This window comes from Afifella pfennigii DSM 17143 (assembly GCF_000688515.1).
GTDB lineage: Bacteria > Pseudomonadota > Alphaproteobacteria > Rhizobiales > Afifellaceae > Afifella > Afifella pfennigii.
This window is the reverse complement of sequence record NZ_JHZK01000002.1, coordinates 89,685-105,625: the sequence shown is the minus strand read 5'-3', so window position 1 is coordinate 105,625 and position 15,941 is coordinate 89,685. Positions and strand designations below refer to the sequence as shown.

24 protein-coding genes are annotated in these 15,941 nt (G+C 67.2%); 22 read left to right on the top strand and 2 right to left on the bottom strand.

Going from position 1 to position 15,941, the window contains the following annotated elements:
* Positions 1-246 (bottom strand): hypothetical protein, encoded by a 246-nt coding sequence (locus Q331_RS0102600; protein ID WP_026379393.1) that lies wholly within the window; start codon positions 244-246, stop codon positions 1-3.
* 116 nt (positions 247-362) lie between these two features.
* Here Q331_RS0102600 and Q331_RS0102595 point away from each other — a divergent pair, with 116 nt between their 5' ends.
* From Q331_RS0102595 to Q331_RS0102545, 11 genes are all read left to right on the top strand, one after another.
* Positions 363-2,525: a DDE-type integrase/transposase/recombinase gene (locus Q331_RS0102595; protein WP_026379392.1), complete on the top strand. Its 2,163-nt coding sequence runs from the start codon at positions 363-365 to the stop codon at positions 2,523-2,525.
* A gap of 54 nt (positions 2,526-2,579) precedes the next feature.
* On the top strand, positions 2,580-3,326 hold the full coding sequence (locus Q331_RS0102590; protein WP_026379391.1) for an AAA family ATPase: 747 nt from the start codon (positions 2,580-2,582) through the stop codon (positions 3,324-3,326).
* Positions 3,326-3,967, top strand: coding sequence for a hypothetical protein (locus Q331_RS0102585; protein WP_026379390.1), 642 nt, complete (start codon positions 3,326-3,328; stop codon positions 3,965-3,967). The genes Q331_RS0102590 and Q331_RS0102585 overlap by 1 nt, the downstream gene beginning before the upstream one ends.
* Positions 3,964-4,377: a transcriptional regulator gene (locus Q331_RS0102580; protein ID WP_245615497.1), complete on the top strand. Its 414-nt coding sequence runs from the start codon at positions 3,964-3,966 to the stop codon at positions 4,375-4,377. The genes Q331_RS0102585 and Q331_RS0102580 overlap by 4 nt, the downstream gene beginning before the upstream one ends.
* Positions 4,370-4,768 carry a hypothetical protein gene (locus Q331_RS0102575; protein ID WP_026379388.1) on the top strand — a complete coding sequence of 133 codons (399 nt, stop codon included), beginning with the start codon at positions 4,370-4,372 and terminating at the stop codon, positions 4,766-4,768. Before Q331_RS0102580 ends, Q331_RS0102575 begins: the two co-directional genes overlap by 8 nt.
* Positions 4,765-5,358: a helix-turn-helix domain-containing protein gene (locus Q331_RS0102570; protein WP_026379387.1), complete on the top strand. Its 594-nt coding sequence runs from the start codon at positions 4,765-4,767 to the stop codon at positions 5,356-5,358. The genes Q331_RS0102575 and Q331_RS0102570 overlap by 4 nt, the downstream gene beginning before the upstream one ends.
* Entirely contained in the window at positions 5,355-5,879 is a 525-nt protein-coding gene (locus Q331_RS0102565) for a host-nuclease inhibitor Gam family protein (protein WP_026379386.1), read from the top strand. The genes Q331_RS0102570 and Q331_RS0102565 overlap by 4 nt, the downstream gene beginning before the upstream one ends.
* Positions 5,880-5,893: 14 nt before the next feature.
* Complete coding sequence (locus Q331_RS0102560; protein ID WP_034490753.1) at positions 5,894-6,337, top strand: GcrA family cell cycle regulator; 444 nt, start codon at positions 5,894-5,896, stop codon at positions 6,335-6,337.
* 139 nt (positions 6,338-6,476) lie between these two features.
* Positions 6,477-6,764 carry a hypothetical protein gene (locus Q331_RS0102555; RefSeq protein WP_026379384.1) on the top strand — a complete coding sequence of 96 codons (288 nt, stop codon included), beginning with the start codon at positions 6,477-6,479 and terminating at the stop codon, positions 6,762-6,764.
* Positions 6,765-6,800: 36 nt separating this feature from the next.
* Positions 6,801-7,187 carry a winged helix-turn-helix domain-containing protein gene (locus Q331_RS0102550; protein ID WP_026379383.1) on the top strand — a complete coding sequence of 129 codons (387 nt, stop codon included), beginning with the start codon at positions 6,801-6,803 and terminating at the stop codon, positions 7,185-7,187.
* The gene (locus Q331_RS0102545) at positions 7,184-7,804 is read left to right on the top strand and encodes a gp16 family protein (protein WP_026379382.1); all 621 of its coding nucleotides are present in this window, start codon (positions 7,184-7,186) and stop codon (positions 7,802-7,804) included. The genes Q331_RS0102550 and Q331_RS0102545 overlap by 4 nt, the downstream gene beginning before the upstream one ends.
* 2 nt (positions 7,805-7,806) lie before the next feature.
* Here the strand turns inward: Q331_RS0102545 and Q331_RS0102540 are convergent, their stop codons facing one another.
* Positions 7,807-8,145, bottom strand: coding sequence for a hypothetical protein (locus Q331_RS0102540; RefSeq protein WP_026379381.1), 339 nt, complete (start codon positions 8,143-8,145; stop codon positions 7,807-7,809).
* A 68-nt stretch (positions 8,146-8,213) separates the two neighbouring features.
* Between Q331_RS0102540 and Q331_RS0102535 the strand changes: the two genes are divergently transcribed.
* From Q331_RS0102535 to Q331_RS0102480, 11 genes are all read left to right on the top strand, one after another.
* Complete coding sequence (locus tag Q331_RS0102535) at positions 8,214-8,882, top strand: hypothetical protein (RefSeq protein WP_026379380.1); 669 nt, start codon at positions 8,214-8,216, stop codon at positions 8,880-8,882.
* Complete coding sequence (locus Q331_RS0102530) at positions 8,879-9,136, top strand: hypothetical protein (RefSeq protein ID WP_026379379.1); 258 nt, start codon at positions 8,879-8,881, stop codon at positions 9,134-9,136. Before Q331_RS0102535 ends, Q331_RS0102530 begins: the two co-directional genes overlap by 4 nt.
* Positions 9,133-9,504, top strand: coding sequence for a hypothetical protein (locus Q331_RS0102525; RefSeq protein ID WP_026379378.1), 372 nt, complete (start codon positions 9,133-9,135; stop codon positions 9,502-9,504). The genes Q331_RS0102530 and Q331_RS0102525 overlap by 4 nt, the downstream gene beginning before the upstream one ends.
* Before the next feature lie 91 nt (positions 9,505-9,595).
* Positions 9,596-10,369, top strand: a complete 774-nt coding sequence (locus tag Q331_RS0102520) for an N-acetylmuramoyl-L-alanine amidase (RefSeq protein WP_026379377.1) — start codon at positions 9,596-9,598, stop codon at positions 10,367-10,369.
* A 15-nt stretch (positions 10,370-10,384) separates the two neighbouring features.
* Positions 10,385-10,939, top strand: a complete 555-nt coding sequence (locus Q331_RS0102515; RefSeq protein WP_026379376.1) for a hypothetical protein — start codon at positions 10,385-10,387, stop codon at positions 10,937-10,939.
* 8 nt (positions 10,940-10,947) lie between these two features.
* On the top strand, positions 10,948-11,379 hold the full coding sequence (locus tag Q331_RS24110) for a hypothetical protein (RefSeq protein ID WP_245615496.1): 432 nt from the start codon (positions 10,948-10,950) through the stop codon (positions 11,377-11,379).
* Between the two features lie 15 nt (positions 11,380-11,394).
* Positions 11,395-11,778, top strand: coding sequence for a hypothetical protein (locus tag Q331_RS22855; RefSeq protein WP_051630412.1), 384 nt, complete (start codon positions 11,395-11,397; stop codon positions 11,776-11,778).
* Positions 11,775-12,077 carry a VpaChn25_0724 family phage protein gene (locus Q331_RS0102495; protein WP_026379375.1) on the top strand — a complete coding sequence of 101 codons (303 nt, stop codon included), beginning with the start codon at positions 11,775-11,777 and terminating at the stop codon, positions 12,075-12,077. The genes Q331_RS22855 and Q331_RS0102495 overlap by 4 nt, the downstream gene beginning before the upstream one ends.
* A gap of 3 nt (positions 12,078-12,080) precedes the next feature.
* Positions 12,081-12,632 (top strand): DUF3486 family protein, encoded by a 552-nt coding sequence (locus tag Q331_RS0102490; RefSeq protein WP_026379374.1) that lies wholly within the window; start codon positions 12,081-12,083, stop codon positions 12,630-12,632.
* Entirely contained in the window at positions 12,629-14,266 is a 1,638-nt protein-coding gene (locus Q331_RS0102485; protein WP_026379373.1) for a hypothetical protein, read from the top strand. Before Q331_RS0102490 ends, Q331_RS0102485 begins: the two co-directional genes overlap by 4 nt.
* Positions 14,266-15,840 (top strand): DUF935 domain-containing protein, encoded by a 1,575-nt coding sequence (locus Q331_RS0102480; protein ID WP_034490752.1) that lies wholly within the window; start codon positions 14,266-14,268, stop codon positions 15,838-15,840. The genes Q331_RS0102485 and Q331_RS0102480 overlap by 1 nt, the downstream gene beginning before the upstream one ends.
* Positions 15,841-15,941 lie beyond the last annotated feature (101 nt).

The window sequence follows — 15,941 nt, the reverse complement described above, 5'->3', positions numbered from 1 at the left end:
CTATTTCGGCCGGTGCTCTTCGAGCCGTTCGAGGCATTCCTCATAGGCGGCCGTCAGGAGATCGCTGTCGCGATTCTTCTCCAGGCGCCGCTCCAGCTCGGCCTTCAGCTCCTCATGGGTGAAGGAGCCCTTGGTGGGCAGAAGATCGAGCATGGTGTCGGTGAAAGCCATGTACCACATGCCTGCCATTACCTTTCCGCGCGAGCTTTCCATGCGCGCGCGCATCTTCTCTGCACGTTCGTCCATCGGACCTTCTCCATGTGGTTGTGCACGTGGGGACGGAAGGGGCCGGCGCGCGCGCCCAACGCGCGCCGGTTCCGCACGAATCCTATCACGCTGCCGAGACGCGCGGGAGGCCGGCCATGAAAGAGTGGCTTACCGCGCGCGAAATCGCCGAAGAACGCCTGCCTGGCCTTCCGACGACTGAGTCGGCAGCCATTCGTTTCGCTGATCGCAATGGCTGGAACGACCATCCTGCCCACACGAGAGCGCGTAGCGGACGAGGTGGCGGCCTCGAATACCATTTTCGCCTCCTGCCGACGCTTGCCCAGATCGCCTACTGCCAAAAGCACATGCGCCTCGGAGCGCCCGGCGTCACCGGCGAGGCGCCCCGCGCGACCAAAGACGCAAAGCTATCCGACGCGGCGGCTGTCGAACGGGACGCGCGCCTTGCCATCATCCGCAAGTTCGCGCAGTTCCGCAGCGGCCTGACCCTGCGCCAGGCTTCGGCGCTGCAGGTCTTCACCGACAAGTACAACGCCCGCAGCCTGCACATTGAAGATTGGGTACTGTCCTCCGTCCCGCGGCTTTCCAAAGGCTCACTGAAGCGCTGGATCGGCCGGGCCCGCAAGGGCGAATCCCTCGCCTTCGACCGTTCCAAGGCTCGCAAGGGCAAGGGTTTGCTTGACCTTGCAGAGGACGGCCGGGTGCGTGCCACCATCCTCGCCCTTCTCGCCGACAATCAGCATTTCTCGGCCGAGCATATCCGCGATCTCGTCGCCGCCGAGTATGGCGAGACGCTGGCCGTTCCTGGCCGGGAGAGCCGCGTTCCGCTGCCGCCGATCCGGACCTTCCAACACTTTTTGAAGGGGCTTCGAAGCACCGAGGCGGTCGTGCTGACCCGGGTGCAAAACCCCGACCGCTTCCGCTCCGTCATGGCACCGCGCGGAACGGGCAGTCTTGCCCATATCCGCGAGCCGAACGCTCTCTGGCAGATCGACGCCTCGCCGGTCGACGCGCTCTGCACGGACGGTCGGCATGCGATCTATGTCTGCCTCGACGTCGCGACCAGGCGGATGACGCTCCTCGTCAGCCGCACGCCGCGCGCTTCAGCCGTCGGGCTCCTCATCCGCAAGGCGATCCTCGCCTGGGGTGTTCCCGACCTCATCAAGACCGACAACGGTTCGGATTTCGTCGCCCGCGACACGAAACGTCTCTTCGCCTCGCTCGGCGTCGAAGTGGAACTCTCCGATCCCTACCAGCCACAGCAGAAGGCCTTCGTCGAACGCGCGATCGGCACCTTCCAGAAGGATTGCGCGACGATGCTGCCGGGCTTCGTCGGCCACTCGGTGGCCGACCGGAAGGCCATCGAGGACCGCAAGAGCTTTGCGGCCCGGCTCGGCGAGAGCGACGCCAACCTCTTCGAGGTCGGCCTTTCGGGCGAGGATCTGCAGGGGACCGTCGACCGCTGGGTCGCCGTCTATGAGCAGCGTCCGCATGAGGGCTTGAAAGGCCAGACGCCCCAGCTGGTCGCGGCGCAATCGAGGCGACCCCTTCGGCATGTCGACGAGCGCGCCCTCGACGCCCTCCTGATGACGGTGCCCGGCGGCGGCACGCGGCGCGTCACGAGCCGCGGCATTCGGGTGGACGGCGCCCACTACATGACGCCGACGATCCTGCCCGGCACCGAGGTGCTTGTGCGCATGGACTCGGCCGATCTCGGCCTCGTCTACGCCTTCACGCCGGACGGTGGCGAGTTTCTCGGCTGCGGCATCTGCCCGGCGCTATCCGGCATCCAGCCGGAGGAGGCGGCGAAGACGATCAAGGCCCTGCAGAACGAGATCACGGCACGCGGCGCGGCCGCCATCAAGGCCGAGATCCGGCGCATCAAGAAGAGCGGTGCCTATCACGAGCGCATCCTCGCCGTCCGCGAGGGAAGAACCGGCAATGTCGTGCCGCTTCCGCCGCGCTCAGAGCCCCACACGACGCCGCAGATAAGGGCGGCGATCGCCGCCGCGGAGGCCACGGGGCCCGCCGATGCCGGCGCGCTGCCCGCACGCGCCGCCGAGACGCATGCGGCCCTCAAGGCGGAAGCGTCGGATGAACCCGTCAACGTGACGCCGATCCGCCGGAAAGACACTCGCGAGCAGCGCTTTGCGCGGGCGCGGGCGATCGAGACGCGGATTGACGCCGGCGAGGCCGTCGCGGCCGCGGACGCCGTTTGGCTCGGCCGCTACCAGGCCGGTCCGGAATATCGGGCGATGAAGGCGATTTTTGAGGATTTCGGCGAGCAAGCGACGCACTGAGACCAAAGAAAAGGCCGCGGCGATGCGCGGCCGAGATCAGATTGAGAGGAGAAGATGACGACACAGGCGAAAGAGGTCAAGCCGACGCTGGCATTGCTGCGCAACGTCAGCGCCTGCTTCACGCTCGTTGAGACCTTGCGCGGGCGCAATCCGCATCTGCCCGGGCTCGGCGTCTTTCACGGGCCCTCGGGCTACGGCAAGACCTATGCGGCGATCTACGCGCAGAACAGGACGCGGGGTCTGCGCGTGGAGGTCGGAGAAAGCTGGACCCGCAAATCCTTCCTCGGGGCTATCCTCGCCGAAGCGGGCCTGGCCAAGGCGCCGCGCACCATCGCCGATATGATGGAAGCGGCGATCTACACACTCGGCGATGATCCCGATCGCCCGCTCTTTGTCGACGAGGCCGATAAAGCCGTCGACAAGGGCTATATCGAGCTCATCCGCGAGCTGCACGACAAGGCGCAGGTGCCGATCGTCTTGATCGGCGAGGAGGAGCTGCCGGCGAAGCTCCAAGCGGTGGAACGCACGGCAAATCGTGTGCTGGAATGGATCCCCGCACTGCCGTGCGATGCGGAAGATACGCGCGCTCTCGCGCAGCTATTTTGCGACGACATCCAGGTCGCTGACGACCTTCTGGAGGTGGTGAGACGGCAGAGCGACGGCCGAGCGCGGCGCATCGTGGTCAATCTGCAGAGGATTGGCGAGCACGCCCGCAATCACGGGATCGATGCCATCGATGCGGCCGCGTTTGACGGCGACTTTTTCACCGGACGGCCGGCTCGCCGCCGGAGGGCCGCCTGATGCCGAAGGTCTTCCGACTAACCATCAGGGCCCATAGCCCGGTTCTGACCGGCATCGATCACTATTGGTCGGTGATCCGGGATCTCGGCCGCGGCGGTGCGACCTTCACGGCAACTGAGGTGTTCAACCAAAGCAAGCAGCGCCGCCTGGAAGCCGTTTCGGACTATCTGCGCCGTCTCGCCAAGGCCGAATATCTTGAGATTGTCGAGCCGCATCGCCCTGGGGGCAGGCGCAAGACGCGACCAACGGTCTACCGCCTGCTGCGACGACCGACAGAGACGCCGCACCCTCGCCGCGACGGCACGCCGGCGCGGCAGGGGCTGGGGCAGGCGCAGATGTGGACTGCTATCCGCGCGCTCGACGCCTTCACCGCGGCCGAGCTCGCGGTTGCCGCCAGCACAGAGGAAGTGTCCGTCGCCCGCGCGACCGCGCTCTCTTACTGCAAGGCGCTGAAGCGTGCCGGTTACCTCACGGTCGTCTCGCCGGCCGGACCCGGTAGAGCCGAGGTCTGGAGGCTTCGACCGTCGATGAAAAAAGGGCGACCGGAAGCACCGAAGATCCTGCGCACCAAAGTCGTCTACGACCCCAATACGGGTGAGATCTGGCCGCGGCCGGTTGAGGCCGAAGAGGTCAGCCCATGAAACGGGGCCCCGTCACCGGCGCGCGGCCGGCCGATATGCGCACCATGGCCGAAAAAGCGCTTGCTGCCTGGGGTGCGCCGCTGCCCGATTGGGTGGACGAGCTCGCCAGGTTTGCCGACGCAGCCGGGCTGCGGATCGCGGCCGAGCGCATCGGCTATTCGAGCTCGACGCTCTCGACCGTCATCAATGGCCGCTATGCCGGCGATGTCGACCGCGTTGCGGATGCGGTCCGAGGAGCTCTGATGGGCGCGGTCGTTTCCTGCCCAATCCTCGGTGAGATCGGCCGCGACCAGTGCCTCGACGAGCAGCGCAAGCCGAAAAGCCCCACGAACAGCACCCGGATGGCCCTCTGGCGCGCCTGCCGCGGCGGCTGCCCGCACTCCAAGCAGAAGGGAGATCGTGATGACTAGTATGTCCCCGCGCACCCATGCGGTGTCTGAGCCACCCCTCGCGGCGCGGATCGGAGAACTTGAAGAGCGCTTCAGCAGCCTGCTGCGCGATGGCGCGGGTATGTCGCGAGCAGACGTTGAGAGCGTCCGCGACACGCTCGCGCGGCTACGCCAGGACGCCGTCGGGCTGGAGGAGGGGCCCGAGCTCCTGGCCATCAATGCAGCCGCGGCGGCAGCGCTGGAGAAGGTCGAGGCGGCGGCGACGAGCCTCGCGGTGGCGCGGACAGCGCTCAGCGCGGCAATGCTGTCGCCGACTATCGAGGCCAACCATCAGGTCGCCTACTGGCTGAGCCGGACGACTGATGCTGTCGCGGACGCAATGCGCCTCGCCGGGACGGAGCGGGACAGATGAACACCCTCACTCCTTATCGAGACATCGATACCGACCAGATCGTCCCCGGTCGGATCGCGCTCATCGAGAAGCTTGCCGGCAAAGGCATGCCGGCCCGTGCCATCCGCGAGGCGACGGGCGAGCCGCTCACCGCAATCGAACTCGTCCTCGCTGCCCGGAGAAGGGCAGCGCGGCGCCGCACTTTAGCTTGGGTTGAGGGCGTGCCGCTGAGGATGGTGAGCCAGGAGCCGCTAGAGCGAGAAGACATCCGTCTCCAATACTGCATTCACGTGATCCGCCCGGTTCCGGCGGTCATCGAGGATGCGCAGGCGGAGGCGGAGTGCCGGAGGCTGCTCGCCACCATCGCGCGTCGCCACGGCCTCACATTCTCTGATCTGCAAGCCGTGCGACGGCATCGGCGCCTGACCGAGGCGCGCCATGAGGGCATGTATCAGGCGGCCGCGGAGACGCTGCTCTCCCTGCCGGCCATCGGCCGGCTCCTGCATCGCGATCACACCACCGTCATCCACGGCGTGCGGGCGCACGCCAAGCGCAACGGTCTGCCGCTGCCGCGCGGCATGCAGCCCGGAAAAAAGGAGTTCCGCCGATGAAAAAGCAGAGAACGAAGACGCGCGGCGCCAATCTGCCGGTGCCGCAGAGCCGCGACGAGGCGGCCGAGGCGGTGCGTATCGTCGGCGAGCTCAGCCGGCAGATCGCGCGCATCGAGGCCGACCTCAACGACCGGATCGCCGGCCTCAAGGAGACGGCCGAGCAGCAAGCGGCGCCGTTGCGTGAGCAAGTCACCGCAAAGACCGAAGGGCTGAAGGTCTGGGCCGAGGCGAACCGCACTGCCCTGACGGAGAACGGCAAGGTCAAGTTCGCCGATCTTGGCACCGGCAAAATCTCCTGGCGAATGAGACCGCCATCGGTGCGGCTCCGCCAAATCGATGCCGTGATCGAGACTGTGCAGAAACTCGGCTTTACGCACTTCCTGCGCACCAAGGTCGAGGTGAGCAAGGACGCGATGCTGGCAGACCCCGACAAGGCGCGCCTCGTCCCCGGCGTCACGCTCGGCTCCGGCGGCGAGGATTTCGTCGTCGAGCCCTTCGAGATTGAGCTTTCCTCAAGCTGAAGGGCGAGACAATCATGTGGACCGAAGAACGCACCGACCTTCTGAAGCGGCTCTGGCAAGACGGCCTCAGCGCCGGCCAGATCGCGGGCGAACTCGGCGACGTTACCCGCGACGCCGTAATCGGCAAGATCCATCGCCTCGGCCTCTCGGGACGGGGTCAACCGCTATCGACGATCCAGCGGTGGCGAAAAAAACAAAAGCGGCCGGCGGAAGGGTTCCAGGCGTCATCTGCCGCGGCGGCCACCGCCGAGCCTTCGGCGATGCCACCCAAGCTGGCTTCAGTGGCCCCAGCGGCACCGAAGCGTCTCGCCCTAGAGGCGCTTTCGGAACGCACCTGCAAATGGCCGATCGGCGCTCCTGGCAAGTCCGGCTTTTGCTTCTGCGGCTGCGATGCGGAGGCGGGCATCCCGTACTGCGCCTACCATGCGACCGTCGCCTATGTCGGGAGGACGGCATGATCCTCACCTGTTACTCCTGCCCGCGCCAGCTCGCCTTTAAAGGCAAAGGCGAGGTCGCCCGCCGCAGGCATGCCAGCCTCTTCGGATGGCTTGAGCGCGCCGGCCGCTTCCTTTGTGGGGAATGCGGAGGAAGAGCGGCATGAACGAGCATGCCGCCACTGCGCGCCTCCTCGCTGCTGTGCCGTTCCAGAGCGGCCTCGGCCGACGCGTCGTCGCGGCCGACGATGAAGGCCAGCTGCATCTCATTTCGCTGCGGACCGGTGAGGACGAAGGCGAGCCGGAGATGTCCTTCACGCGCGACGGCGCCCAGGCGCTCGCGGCGGCAGTGCTGGCCGGGAACGCGCACGCCATGACGGCACCGCACACGCTCCGCGTCTTGGCAGCCGCGCTGCTGGCCCGAGAAGCCGGTGAAAGGAGGGCGGGATGAACATCGTCGCCAGTCAGAAGACCGGAGGGATGCGCCATGGATGCTGATCTCCGGTTGAAGATGCTCGCCGCCGAGAATGACGAGCTGCGAGAGCGCATCGCGCTGCTGAAGCAGGCACTCGCGGAAGATGCGTGGCATCCGCCGGCCGAATGGGGCCTCACGGCGGCCGAGACTCAGGTTATGCAGGCGCTGCTCTCCCGCAAGATCGCCACGCGGGGCGCGATCCTCGCCAGCCTTTACCATGCTCATGGGCGCGACGAACCCGAGCCGAATATTATCCGTGTCTATCTCTGCAAGATGCGGAGAAAGCTGGACCCTTACGGAGTGCGGATCAAAACGATCCGTGGCGTCGGCTATGCCCTTCCAATCGCCCAGAAACGGGTCATCCGAGCAGGCGCCGTAGATATCGGGAGCGCCGTATGAACGTCCTTGCCGCGATCCATGTCGCCAAGCGCGATCTCGGCCTCGACGACGGTGCCTATCGCGCCGTGCTCGCCCGCGTCACCGGCAAGAGCTCGGCCGGCGCCATGAGCGAGAGCGAGCGCCGGATGGTGCTCGCCGAGCTTCGCCGCCTCGGCTTTAAAGGCTCTTCGAAGCGCGGCCGAAAGGCCCCTTCGGGCCCGTATGCGAAGAAGGCGCAGGCGCTTTGGATCGCGCTCTGGAATCTCGGCGCCGTCGCCGACAAGCGCGACCAGGCGCTGCTTGCCTTCGTCAAGCGCCAAACGGGGATCGAGCGTACCGAATGGGTGCTCGACGCCGGCCACGGCCGCGCCGTCGTGGAGGCGCTCAAGGCCTGGTGCGAGCGCGAGGGCGTCGACTGGTCGGTCGGCCAGTCGACGGAGGACCACAAGCGGCGCTACGGCTACAAGATCGCGCTGGCGCAGTGGCGCAAGCTCCATCCCAGCGCGCCCATGCCCGATTTCTGGCGGGACATCGGTGAGATGCTCGGCCGCACGCTCGTCGCCGAAAAGCCCTCCGACGAGGAGTGGATCAGGGCGATGAACGCGCTCGGCGAGGAGATCCGCGAGGGCGGCGGGTGATGCTAGCGCACCCGGACAAAACGTATCGTCGGCGTGTGGGCAATCTGTGCCTTGATCACGTCCGGGTCTTTGCCGGAGTAGAGGACAATCGTTTCGTCGCTGACAGTGACGATCGCGCTCGTCCCCATGACCGTAATCGACTCGATCGTGCCCTGCACTTTCTCAGAGTAGGCCGCTGCTGTGATCGTCCGTTCGGAAGCGTCGAAAAGGATTGCACCCGCGAAGCCGTGGGTAGGATCATCCGCCTGCCAGCTGCCATTGAAGCGCTGAAGAGCATCGTCGACGGTGAACCCGCAAAGGAGCGGCACAAGGGCCAAGACGGCGAGAACCTTCGAGAGCATCGTGCCACCTCCAATCGTCTTGAGGCCGCCAGCATAGGCGCTGGCGAAGCGGGGAGAAAGGCGGCGTGATGCCCTCTGCCTCCCGCGTCGTCGCGCATCGTCGGATCGAGCCGGCGGGTTCGCTCGACTTCTTTCCGACGCCGCCCTGGGCGGCGCGGGCGCTCTTCGTCCATGTTCTCGGCACGCGCGGCTTTCGCGACCTCACCGTCGAGGAGCCGGCCTGCGGCGAGGGCCATATGGCTTACGCGCTCGCCGACTATTTCGGGACGGTGCGGGCAAGCGACATTTTTCCATACGGCTTTGGAGAGGTGCGGGACTTCCTCGACGCAGAGGCCTGGTCGGAGATACCTGAGCCCGACTGGATCATCACCAATCCGCCCTTTGCCGAAAAGAGCCTCGCCTTCATGAGCCGGGCTCTCGCCCGCGCCCGGCAGGGCGTCGCCGTCTTCGTGCGCACCACGCAGACCGAGGGCCTCACCCGTTACCGCCAGGTCTACCGCCGTAGTCGGCCAGCAATCGTCGCGCAGTTCGTGGAGCGCGTGCCGCTCCATCGCGGTCGCTGGGTGCCGGACGGGGACACGCTCACCGCCTATTGCTGGATCGTCTGGCGGCTCGGTCAGCCGGCACGCCGCACAGACTATGTCTGGATCCCGCCCGGCTGCCGGGAGAGCCTCACCTTCCAGCGCGATCTCGACGACCTGCCCTGGTCGCTCCCCGACGAGGGAGACGCTGAATGAAGCGGCGCGCGGTCCTCCTCCAAGTCAGCGACCATGCGGTGCTGTGCTACCTGGAGCGCCAGCACGGGCTCGATGTGGCGGCGGTGCGCAGCCACCTCGCCGGCATGGCGCAGGGTGCGGCCGAGCTCGGCGCGATCGCCATCCAGATCGAGAAGGTGAAGCTCGTCATCCGGTCGAACGGTTCGGGGCAGGCGACGGTCGTCACGGCTCTCTCCAGAACCGGCCGGGTGAGCCATATCGGAGGCGAGGGATGAGGGAGACGCTCTCCGACGAGCTCCTGGAGCTTCTCGGCCGGGAACGCTTCATCGCCTTCGTGGAGGCGTTCGGGGGCCTTCGCCGCTTCATCCCCGCCACAAAGCGGGACGAGGAGATCGACGCGGCGATCGGCGTCGAGGCGTCGGCCAGGCTCCACGAGACCTATCGGGGCTGCTACATCCGCGTGCCGCTTGCGCGAGAGCTACGCGCCCGTCACTATCGCAACCTCGGCATGCGCGACCAGGCGATCGCTCGGCGGCTCGGCATTACCGAGAGCGGGGTGGAAAAGCTCTTCCGCCGCGCGGGCCATCCGCGCCGGCCGAGACGCCAGGCAAGCGATTCTCGCCAGCACAATCTGTTCGACTGATCTCCCCCGCCGCCGGCGGTCGCCCGCCTGGGCGGACTGACGATCACCCTCCCTGGGGGACTAGCGTCGAGCCTCAAACCAGAGGCTCGACGTGCGCCCAATCAACGAAATCATCGTCCATTGCACCGCAACGCCTGAAGGCCGGCGGGTGACGGTCAAGGAGATCGACGCCTGGCACCGCGCCCGCGGCTGGTCGGGCATCGGCTATCACCGCGTCGTCCATCTCGACGGCAAGGTCGAGGACGGGCGGCCGATCGCCAAGATCGGCGCCCATGTCGCCGGTCACAACACCGGCACGATCGGCCTCGTCTATGTCGGCGGCGTGGAAACGGACGGCAAGACGGCGACAGACACGCGCACGCCGGCCCAGAGGGAGGCGCTCGTCAGCGAGTTGCAGCGTCTCGTGGCGCTCTTCAAGATCAGGAAAATCTCCGGCCACCGCGATTACGCCGCAAAGGCCTGCCCGTCTTTCGACGCCACGGCGGAATACGCACATCTCACCTCGGGCGCGGACTTCGTGCCGGTGCAAGACGCGATCCTGGAGCGCGGCGACAGCGGTCCGGCCGTCGCAGCCTGGCGCAAGGACCTCGCCGCCTGGCGCGAGCTCATCGACTACCAGTGGGGCATGCCTCGGGGCGACGCCTACGACCACACCGTCGAGCTTGCGACCATCCATTTCCAGACGACGCGCGGCATCCTGGCGGACGGCAAGGTCGGCCCGCAGACGCGCGAGGAGATGGATCTCGCCCTGGCCGGCGAGGCGCCTTTCCAGGCCATCCCCGAAAACGACCCCGACGTCGATGTTGCGGGCGCCGTCGCCAAGCTGCGCGGTGCGCTCGCCGATCTCGGCGATGTTTCACCCTGAACGGAGGCAATCACCATGGTTTCCGAACTGCGATCCTTCTTCTCTCGCCATGGGCTCTTCTTCGCTGTCGCCGTGGCGCTGACGGCCGCGGCGATCTTCTCGCCCTTCTATGCGGTTCATGCGGCGGACGGCGGCGTGACCACGATCGCCACGGCCGCTGGCACGTCGGTGGACTTCGGGCCGCTCGCCAGCGTGACGATCGAGTACCTTGCGCCGATCGTCGTCACGGTGCTGGGAACGCTCGCTACCTGGGTGCTCGGCCGGATCGGCACGCGCACCGGCCTGGCGATCGACGCGGGCCATCGCGAGGCGATCGAACAGGCGCTCGGCCGAGCGGTCGGCTATGCGGCGACGCAGCTTGAGAACAGGGCGGCCGGCGGCATCCCGATCAACCTCAAGAGCCGGGCTCTGACGACCGCGACGAACTACGCCCTGGCGGCGGTCCCCGACGCTCTCAAGCATTTCGGCATCACGGCGGCTCGCCTCTCGGAGATGGTCGAAGCGCGGCTCTCCGGCATGCTGGTCGATCCGGAAAATCCGCCCCAGACTCTCGCGGCCCGCATCACCTGAGGCCGTTGATGGAAATCCTCGCGCCCCTGCTCTCCGGCGCCGGCAAGTGGTTCGCCATTGCCGGCGTCGTTGCGCTGATCCTCGCCGTCCTCGTCTGGAGCGTGCGCGACGCAGCAAGGAGCCGCCAGCGCGAGAAGGAGCTGCAGGCGCGGCTCGACGCGGTCGAGACGAGCCGGCGCATCGAGGACGAGGTCGCGGCCGAAGATCCCGACGCAAAGCGAAAGGAGCTGTCGGAATGGTCCGTTCTGAGCGGCGCTCTCCTCATCGCGGTCCCGCTCATCCTCGGCGCCTGCCAGAGCGGCGGGAGCTTCTGCGACGTTGCCCGCCCGATCCGCCCGACTGCCGTCGTCATCGCTGAGATGAGCGACGGGGAGGTCGACGCCGCGCTCGCGCATAATCGCAAGGGCGCCACGCTTTGCGGCTGGAAGGCCCGGCCCTAGCCGATCGAGGAGGCCATGGAAATCGTACGCCTGTGGGCGCCCATCGCGATCGCGGCAGCGGTCTTTCTCTGGAACATCGTTCAGTACCGGGCCGGCGCGAGAAAGGCCGAACTCGATGAGCTTCGCGAGGATCTGAAGGAACTCGACGGAAAGTTCGAAGAGGAGAAGAAGGCAGGCAACGACTCCCGCTCAGCCGTCGCCACCAGGCTGACGGCGATCGAGGGCGAGTTCAAGCACATGCCGGATGCGGCCAGCGCCAACCGGACGGAGATGGCGCTCGTGGAGGTCAGGGGGCAGCTGGCGGTCCTCAATGAGCGCCTGCAGCCGGTGGCCGCCATCTCCGAACGCCTGCAGGAATTCCTCCTGGAAGAGGCCAAGGAAAAGCGGGGCCGCACATGAGCATGGACCGGATCATGCGCCAGGAGGCCCGGCTCATCATGCTGCGCTTCCTCGCCGAGCAATCGAACGGCACGCTCGGCAGCTCGATGCTGCAGCAGCTCCTCGACGACATGTTCGGCATCAGCCGCACCCGCGAATGGGTGCACCAGGAGCTGCGCTATCTCGCCGATATCGGCGCCGTGCGCCTGACGCCCGCCGCCTCGGTCATCATCGCCGAGATCACGCGCCAGGGGATCGACCATGTCGAGCGGCGCGCGGTCCTGGAGGGCGTGAAGCGGCCGTCGCCGTCGGAGGGCTGAGCCATGTCCGGCAGGGGGCGCCTGTCCTCGATCGACCTTCTCCCGGAAGAAGCGGAGCCCGACATCGCCTGGGCGATGGAGCAGCTGCGCGAGCGCTCGATGCTCCAGAGCGCGATCCTGGAGGAGTTCAACGCGCGGCTTGCCGACCGGGGCATCGGGCCGATCTCCAAATCCGCCTTCAACCGCCATTCGATCAGGCTTGCGAGGACCGCGCGGCGTTTGGAGGAGACGCGCGCGATCGCCAAGGTGCTCAACGAACGCATGCCGGAGGCGACGGACGACCTCACCATCATGGTCGCGGAGACCATCAAGACGCTGATCTTCGAACTCCTCGAGGACGGCGGGAAGCTGACGCCGCGGAACGCCATGGAGATGGCGCGCGCCATGAAGGATGTCGCGTTGGCACAGGGGCTCTCGACCCAGCGGCGCCGTGTCCTGGAGAAGGAGTTCGCGGACAAGGCGGGCGAGGCGATCGACGCGGCCGGCAAGGCTGCGGGGCTTTCGGCCGAGCGCATCTCGCAGCTCCGGCGCGAGTTCCTCGGAGTGCCCGGATGAGCGAGGATCTCGCCACCGCTCCCGTCCTCACCCGCGATCCCGAGGCGCTTCCCGCCGCTCTGCCGCGTGGCAGCGAGATCCCGCCCGACCAGGATCCGCTCGCCGACGGCATCCTGATGCAGCACCAGGTGGACTGGCTCGCCGACGCCTCGCCGCTAAAGGCGTGTGAGAAAGGGCGACGCACCGGCATCACCTATGCGGAGGCGCTCGACGACACGCTGGCGGCCGCGGCCGAGCGGGGGGCGGGCGGCGACAACGTCTTCTATATCGGCGACACGAAGGACAAGGGCCGCGAGTTCATCGGCTACGTCGCCCACTTCGCCCGCGTCGTCGCAGGCGAGCTCGCCGGGATCGAGGAGTTCCTCTTCGAGGACGAGCAGCCCGACGGTTCGACAAAGCACATCTCCGCCTACCGGGTGCGCTTCGCCTCCGGCTTCCGCGTCGAGGCGCTATCCTCCAACCCGGCCAACATCCGCGGGCTGCAGGGCATCGTCGTTATCGACGAGGCCGCCTACCATCGTGACGTTCGCCAAGTGATCGACGCCGTCAACGCCCTCCTTATCTGGGGCGGCAAGGTGCGGGTGATCTCCACGCACAACGGCGTGCTCAACGCCTTCAACGAACTGCTGACCGAGGCGCGTGCCGGCAAGAACAACTTCAGCGTCCACCACATCCCGTTTCAGGCAGCGGTCGAAAACGGCCTCTACGAGCGCGTCTGTCTGGTGCGGGGCATCGAGCCAACCGAGGAAGGCGCGCGCGAATGGGAGGCGACGATCCGCGGCGCCTACGGTACGCGCACCGCTGCGATGCGGCAGGAGCTCGATGCCATCCCCGCCGATGCGGAGGGCGCGGCCCTGACGCGCGTGATGATCGAGCGCTGCAAGGACGCCTCAGCGAAGGTCGTTCGCTGGCAGCTGGGCGACGACGTCAAAGCCCTTTCGAAGGAGGTTCGAGAGGCGGTCCAGCGGGACTTCTGCGAGCGCGAACTGAAGCCGGTGCTCGACACCCTCGACTGGAGGCGCGGCCATGTCTTCGGCGAGGACTTTGCCCGTTCCGGCGACGTCTCATCCTTGAGGGTCTACGAGATGGGCGTCGACCTCGTGAGGCGGCTGCGTCTCGTCCTGGAGATGCGCAACATCCCCTTCGACCAGCAGCGCGACGCGCTCTTCTATGTCGTCGACCGGTTGCCGCGCCTTCTGGGCGGAGCTCTCGATGCGACCGGCAACGGTGCCTATCTCGCCGAGGCGGCGGCGCTCAAATACGGCGAGAGCGTTGCGGAGGTGAAGCTGTCTGCGGCCTGGTACCAGGCAAACGGCGCTGCCTATGTGGAGGCCTTCGCCGACCAGACGGTGACGGTGGCGGCCGACGAGGACGACATCCGCGATCATCAGGCGCTGCAGTATGTGAACGGCGTCATCCGCGTGCCGGCTGACCATCGCAACAAGGGCGAGGACGGCCAGGACCGGCACGGCGACAACGCGATCGCCGGCATGCTCGCCTGGTTTGCCTCGCGCCAGGACCCCGTCTCTTACGGCTACGAGGCTGCGAGGGCGGGCACGGCACGTCGCGGCGCTGGCCGCGACGAGGCACGCGAACGCACCATCGATCCCGAATTGCGCGGAGGGCTGAACTAGTGGCGGGGATCCTCGACCAGTACGGAAGGCCCATCAAGAAGAGCTCGCTCGGCAAGCCCGTCGCGGGTCCGACGCTCGCGGGCGTCCGGCCGGTGATCTCCGGCCATCCGGCGGAAGGGCTCACCCCGCGGCGCCTTTCGCATATCCACCGCGCAGCGGCCGAAGGCGATCCGCTCGCCTATTTCGAGCTTGCCGAGGACATCGAGGAGCGGGACCTCCACTATCTTGGAGTTCTCTCCACCCGCAAGCGCCAGGTCGCGCAGCTGCCGATCACGGTGACGCCCGCTTCCGACGATGCAGAGCACAAGAAGCATGCGGAGCTCGTCCAATCGTGGATCGACGACGAGATCCTGCAAGCCGCGCTCTTCGACATGCTCGACGCGATCGGCAAGGGCTTCTCGGTCATGGAGATCGACTGGCGCTACCACATGGGCCATCTGTGCCCGCGGGAGCTGATCTACCGCCCGCAGCGCTGGTTCATGTTCGACCGGAACGACGGCGAGACGGTGCTCCTTCGAGAAGGCGTCGCCGGCGAGGAACTCGCCCCGCATCTCTTCGTCACGCACCGGCACAAGTCGAAGTCCGGCCTCACGTTGCGCTCGGGCCTTGCCCGCGTCGCTTCATGGGCGTGGATGTACAAGGCTTTCACGCTGAAGGACTGGGCGATCTTCTGCCAGAACTTCGGCATGCCGATCCGCATCGGTCGCTATGGGCCGAACGCCAGCGAGGAGGAGAAGGACGTTCTCTGGCGTGCCGTCTCCAATATCGCCGGCGACTGCGCCGCGATCGTGCCGAAGGACATGCTGCTCGAATTCGTCGAGGTCGACGCCAAGACCACCTCCAGCGAGCTCTACGAGAAGCGCGCCGACTGGATGGACCGGCAGGTCTCCAAGGCCGTGCTCGGCCAGACGACGACGACCGACGCCATCTCCGGGGGCCATGCCGTCAGCCAGGAGCACCGGCTCGTCCAGGAGGACATCGAGCGGTCCGATGCCAGCGTCGTTTCAGCGACGGTCAACAAGCAAATCGTGCCCAACCTGGTCGCCTTCAATTTCGGGCCGCAGGACCGCTATCCGAAGGTGCGCATCGGCCGGCCCGACGAGGTGCCGCTCGGCGAGTTCTCCGAAGCGTTCTCCAAGCTCGGGCCGCTCGGCGTGACGGCGCCGGCGAGCTACATGCGCGCGAGGCTCGGCATCCCGGAGCCTAAGGATGACGACGAACTCGTCGGCGGACGCGCAGCGGCCCCGCTCCTGGAGGGAGCGGAGACGACGGCCAAGCATGCGGCGTCCTTCCGGCGCTTCGTGCGGGCGAGGATGTCGCGCGAGGAGGAAGACGGCCTCGTCGAGCGGATGGCCCGGCGCCTGGAGGAAGACGCGGCCGGCGCGCTCGCGGGCCTTGCCGAAGAGATCCGGGCGGAGCTCGAAGCGGCGAGCGATCTCCGCGACGCGGCAGAAAGGCTCGCGCGCTTGCAGCTCTCGCCGGAGGAGCTCGCCGATGCGACGGGGCGCGGCATGGCGCTTGCCCATCTGGCGGGCCAGGCGGCGCTGATCGACGATCTGGATCGGCGCCGATGATCCGCGAAGGCGAAATCGGCATAGCGGCCCTCTGGCGCGTTTGGCGGGGCCGGGCCGCCACCGTCCATGCGAAAAACGGGATTCGCGCCCCCAACCCCCTT

What these genes read in the sequence shown, in the direction of transcription:
- Q331_RS0102600 (WP_026379393.1), bottom strand. Translation starts at nt 246, where the DNA reads ATGGACGAACGTGCAGAGAAGATGCGCGCGCGCATGGAAAGCTCGCGC.
- Q331_RS0102595 (WP_026379392.1), top strand. Translation starts at nt 363, where the DNA reads ATGAAAGAGTGGCTTACCGCGCGCGAAATCGCCGAAGAACGCCTGCCT.
- Q331_RS0102590 (WP_026379391.1), top strand. Translation starts at nt 2,580, where the DNA reads ATGACGACACAGGCGAAAGAGGTCAAGCCGACGCTGGCATTGCTGCGC.
- Q331_RS0102585 (WP_026379390.1), top strand. Translation starts at nt 3,326, where the DNA reads ATGCCGAAGGTCTTCCGACTAACCATCAGGGCCCATAGCCCGGTTCTG.
- Q331_RS0102580 (WP_245615497.1), top strand. Translation starts at nt 3,964, where the DNA reads ATGAAACGGGGCCCCGTCACCGGCGCGCGGCCGGCCGATATGCGCACC.
- Q331_RS0102575 (WP_026379388.1), top strand. Translation starts at nt 4,370, where the DNA reads ATGACTAGTATGTCCCCGCGCACCCATGCGGTGTCTGAGCCACCCCTC.
- Q331_RS0102570 (WP_026379387.1), top strand. Translation starts at nt 4,765, where the DNA reads ATGAACACCCTCACTCCTTATCGAGACATCGATACCGACCAGATCGTC.
- Q331_RS0102565 (WP_026379386.1), top strand. Translation starts at nt 5,355, where the DNA reads ATGAAAAAGCAGAGAACGAAGACGCGCGGCGCCAATCTGCCGGTGCCG.
- Q331_RS0102560 (WP_034490753.1), top strand. Translation starts at nt 5,894, where the DNA reads ATGTGGACCGAAGAACGCACCGACCTTCTGAAGCGGCTCTGGCAAGAC.
- Q331_RS0102555 (WP_026379384.1), top strand. Translation starts at nt 6,477, where the DNA reads ATGAACGAGCATGCCGCCACTGCGCGCCTCCTCGCTGCTGTGCCGTTC.
- Q331_RS0102550 (WP_026379383.1), top strand. Translation starts at nt 6,801, where the DNA reads ATGGATGCTGATCTCCGGTTGAAGATGCTCGCCGCCGAGAATGACGAG.
- Q331_RS0102545 (WP_026379382.1), top strand. Translation starts at nt 7,184, where the DNA reads ATGAACGTCCTTGCCGCGATCCATGTCGCCAAGCGCGATCTCGGCCTC.
- Q331_RS0102540 (WP_026379381.1), bottom strand. Translation starts at nt 8,145, where the DNA reads ATGCTCTCGAAGGTTCTCGCCGTCTTGGCCCTTGTGCCGCTCCTTTGC.
- Q331_RS0102535 (WP_026379380.1), top strand. Translation starts at nt 8,214, where the DNA reads ATGCCCTCTGCCTCCCGCGTCGTCGCGCATCGTCGGATCGAGCCGGCG.
- Q331_RS0102530 (WP_026379379.1), top strand. Translation starts at nt 8,879, where the DNA reads ATGAAGCGGCGCGCGGTCCTCCTCCAAGTCAGCGACCATGCGGTGCTG.
- Q331_RS0102525 (WP_026379378.1), top strand. Translation starts at nt 9,133, where the DNA reads ATGAGGGAGACGCTCTCCGACGAGCTCCTGGAGCTTCTCGGCCGGGAA.
- Q331_RS0102515 (WP_026379376.1), top strand. Translation starts at nt 10,385, where the DNA reads ATGGTTTCCGAACTGCGATCCTTCTTCTCTCGCCATGGGCTCTTCTTC.
- Q331_RS24110 (WP_245615496.1), top strand. Translation starts at nt 10,948, where the DNA reads ATGGAAATCCTCGCGCCCCTGCTCTCCGGCGCCGGCAAGTGGTTCGCC.
- Q331_RS22855 (WP_051630412.1), top strand. Translation starts at nt 11,395, where the DNA reads ATGGAAATCGTACGCCTGTGGGCGCCCATCGCGATCGCGGCAGCGGTC.
- Q331_RS0102495 (WP_026379375.1), top strand. Translation starts at nt 11,775, where the DNA reads ATGAGCATGGACCGGATCATGCGCCAGGAGGCCCGGCTCATCATGCTG.
- Q331_RS0102490 (WP_026379374.1), top strand. Translation starts at nt 12,081, where the DNA reads ATGTCCGGCAGGGGGCGCCTGTCCTCGATCGACCTTCTCCCGGAAGAA.
- Q331_RS0102485 (WP_026379373.1), top strand. Translation starts at nt 12,629, where the DNA reads ATGAGCGAGGATCTCGCCACCGCTCCCGTCCTCACCCGCGATCCCGAG.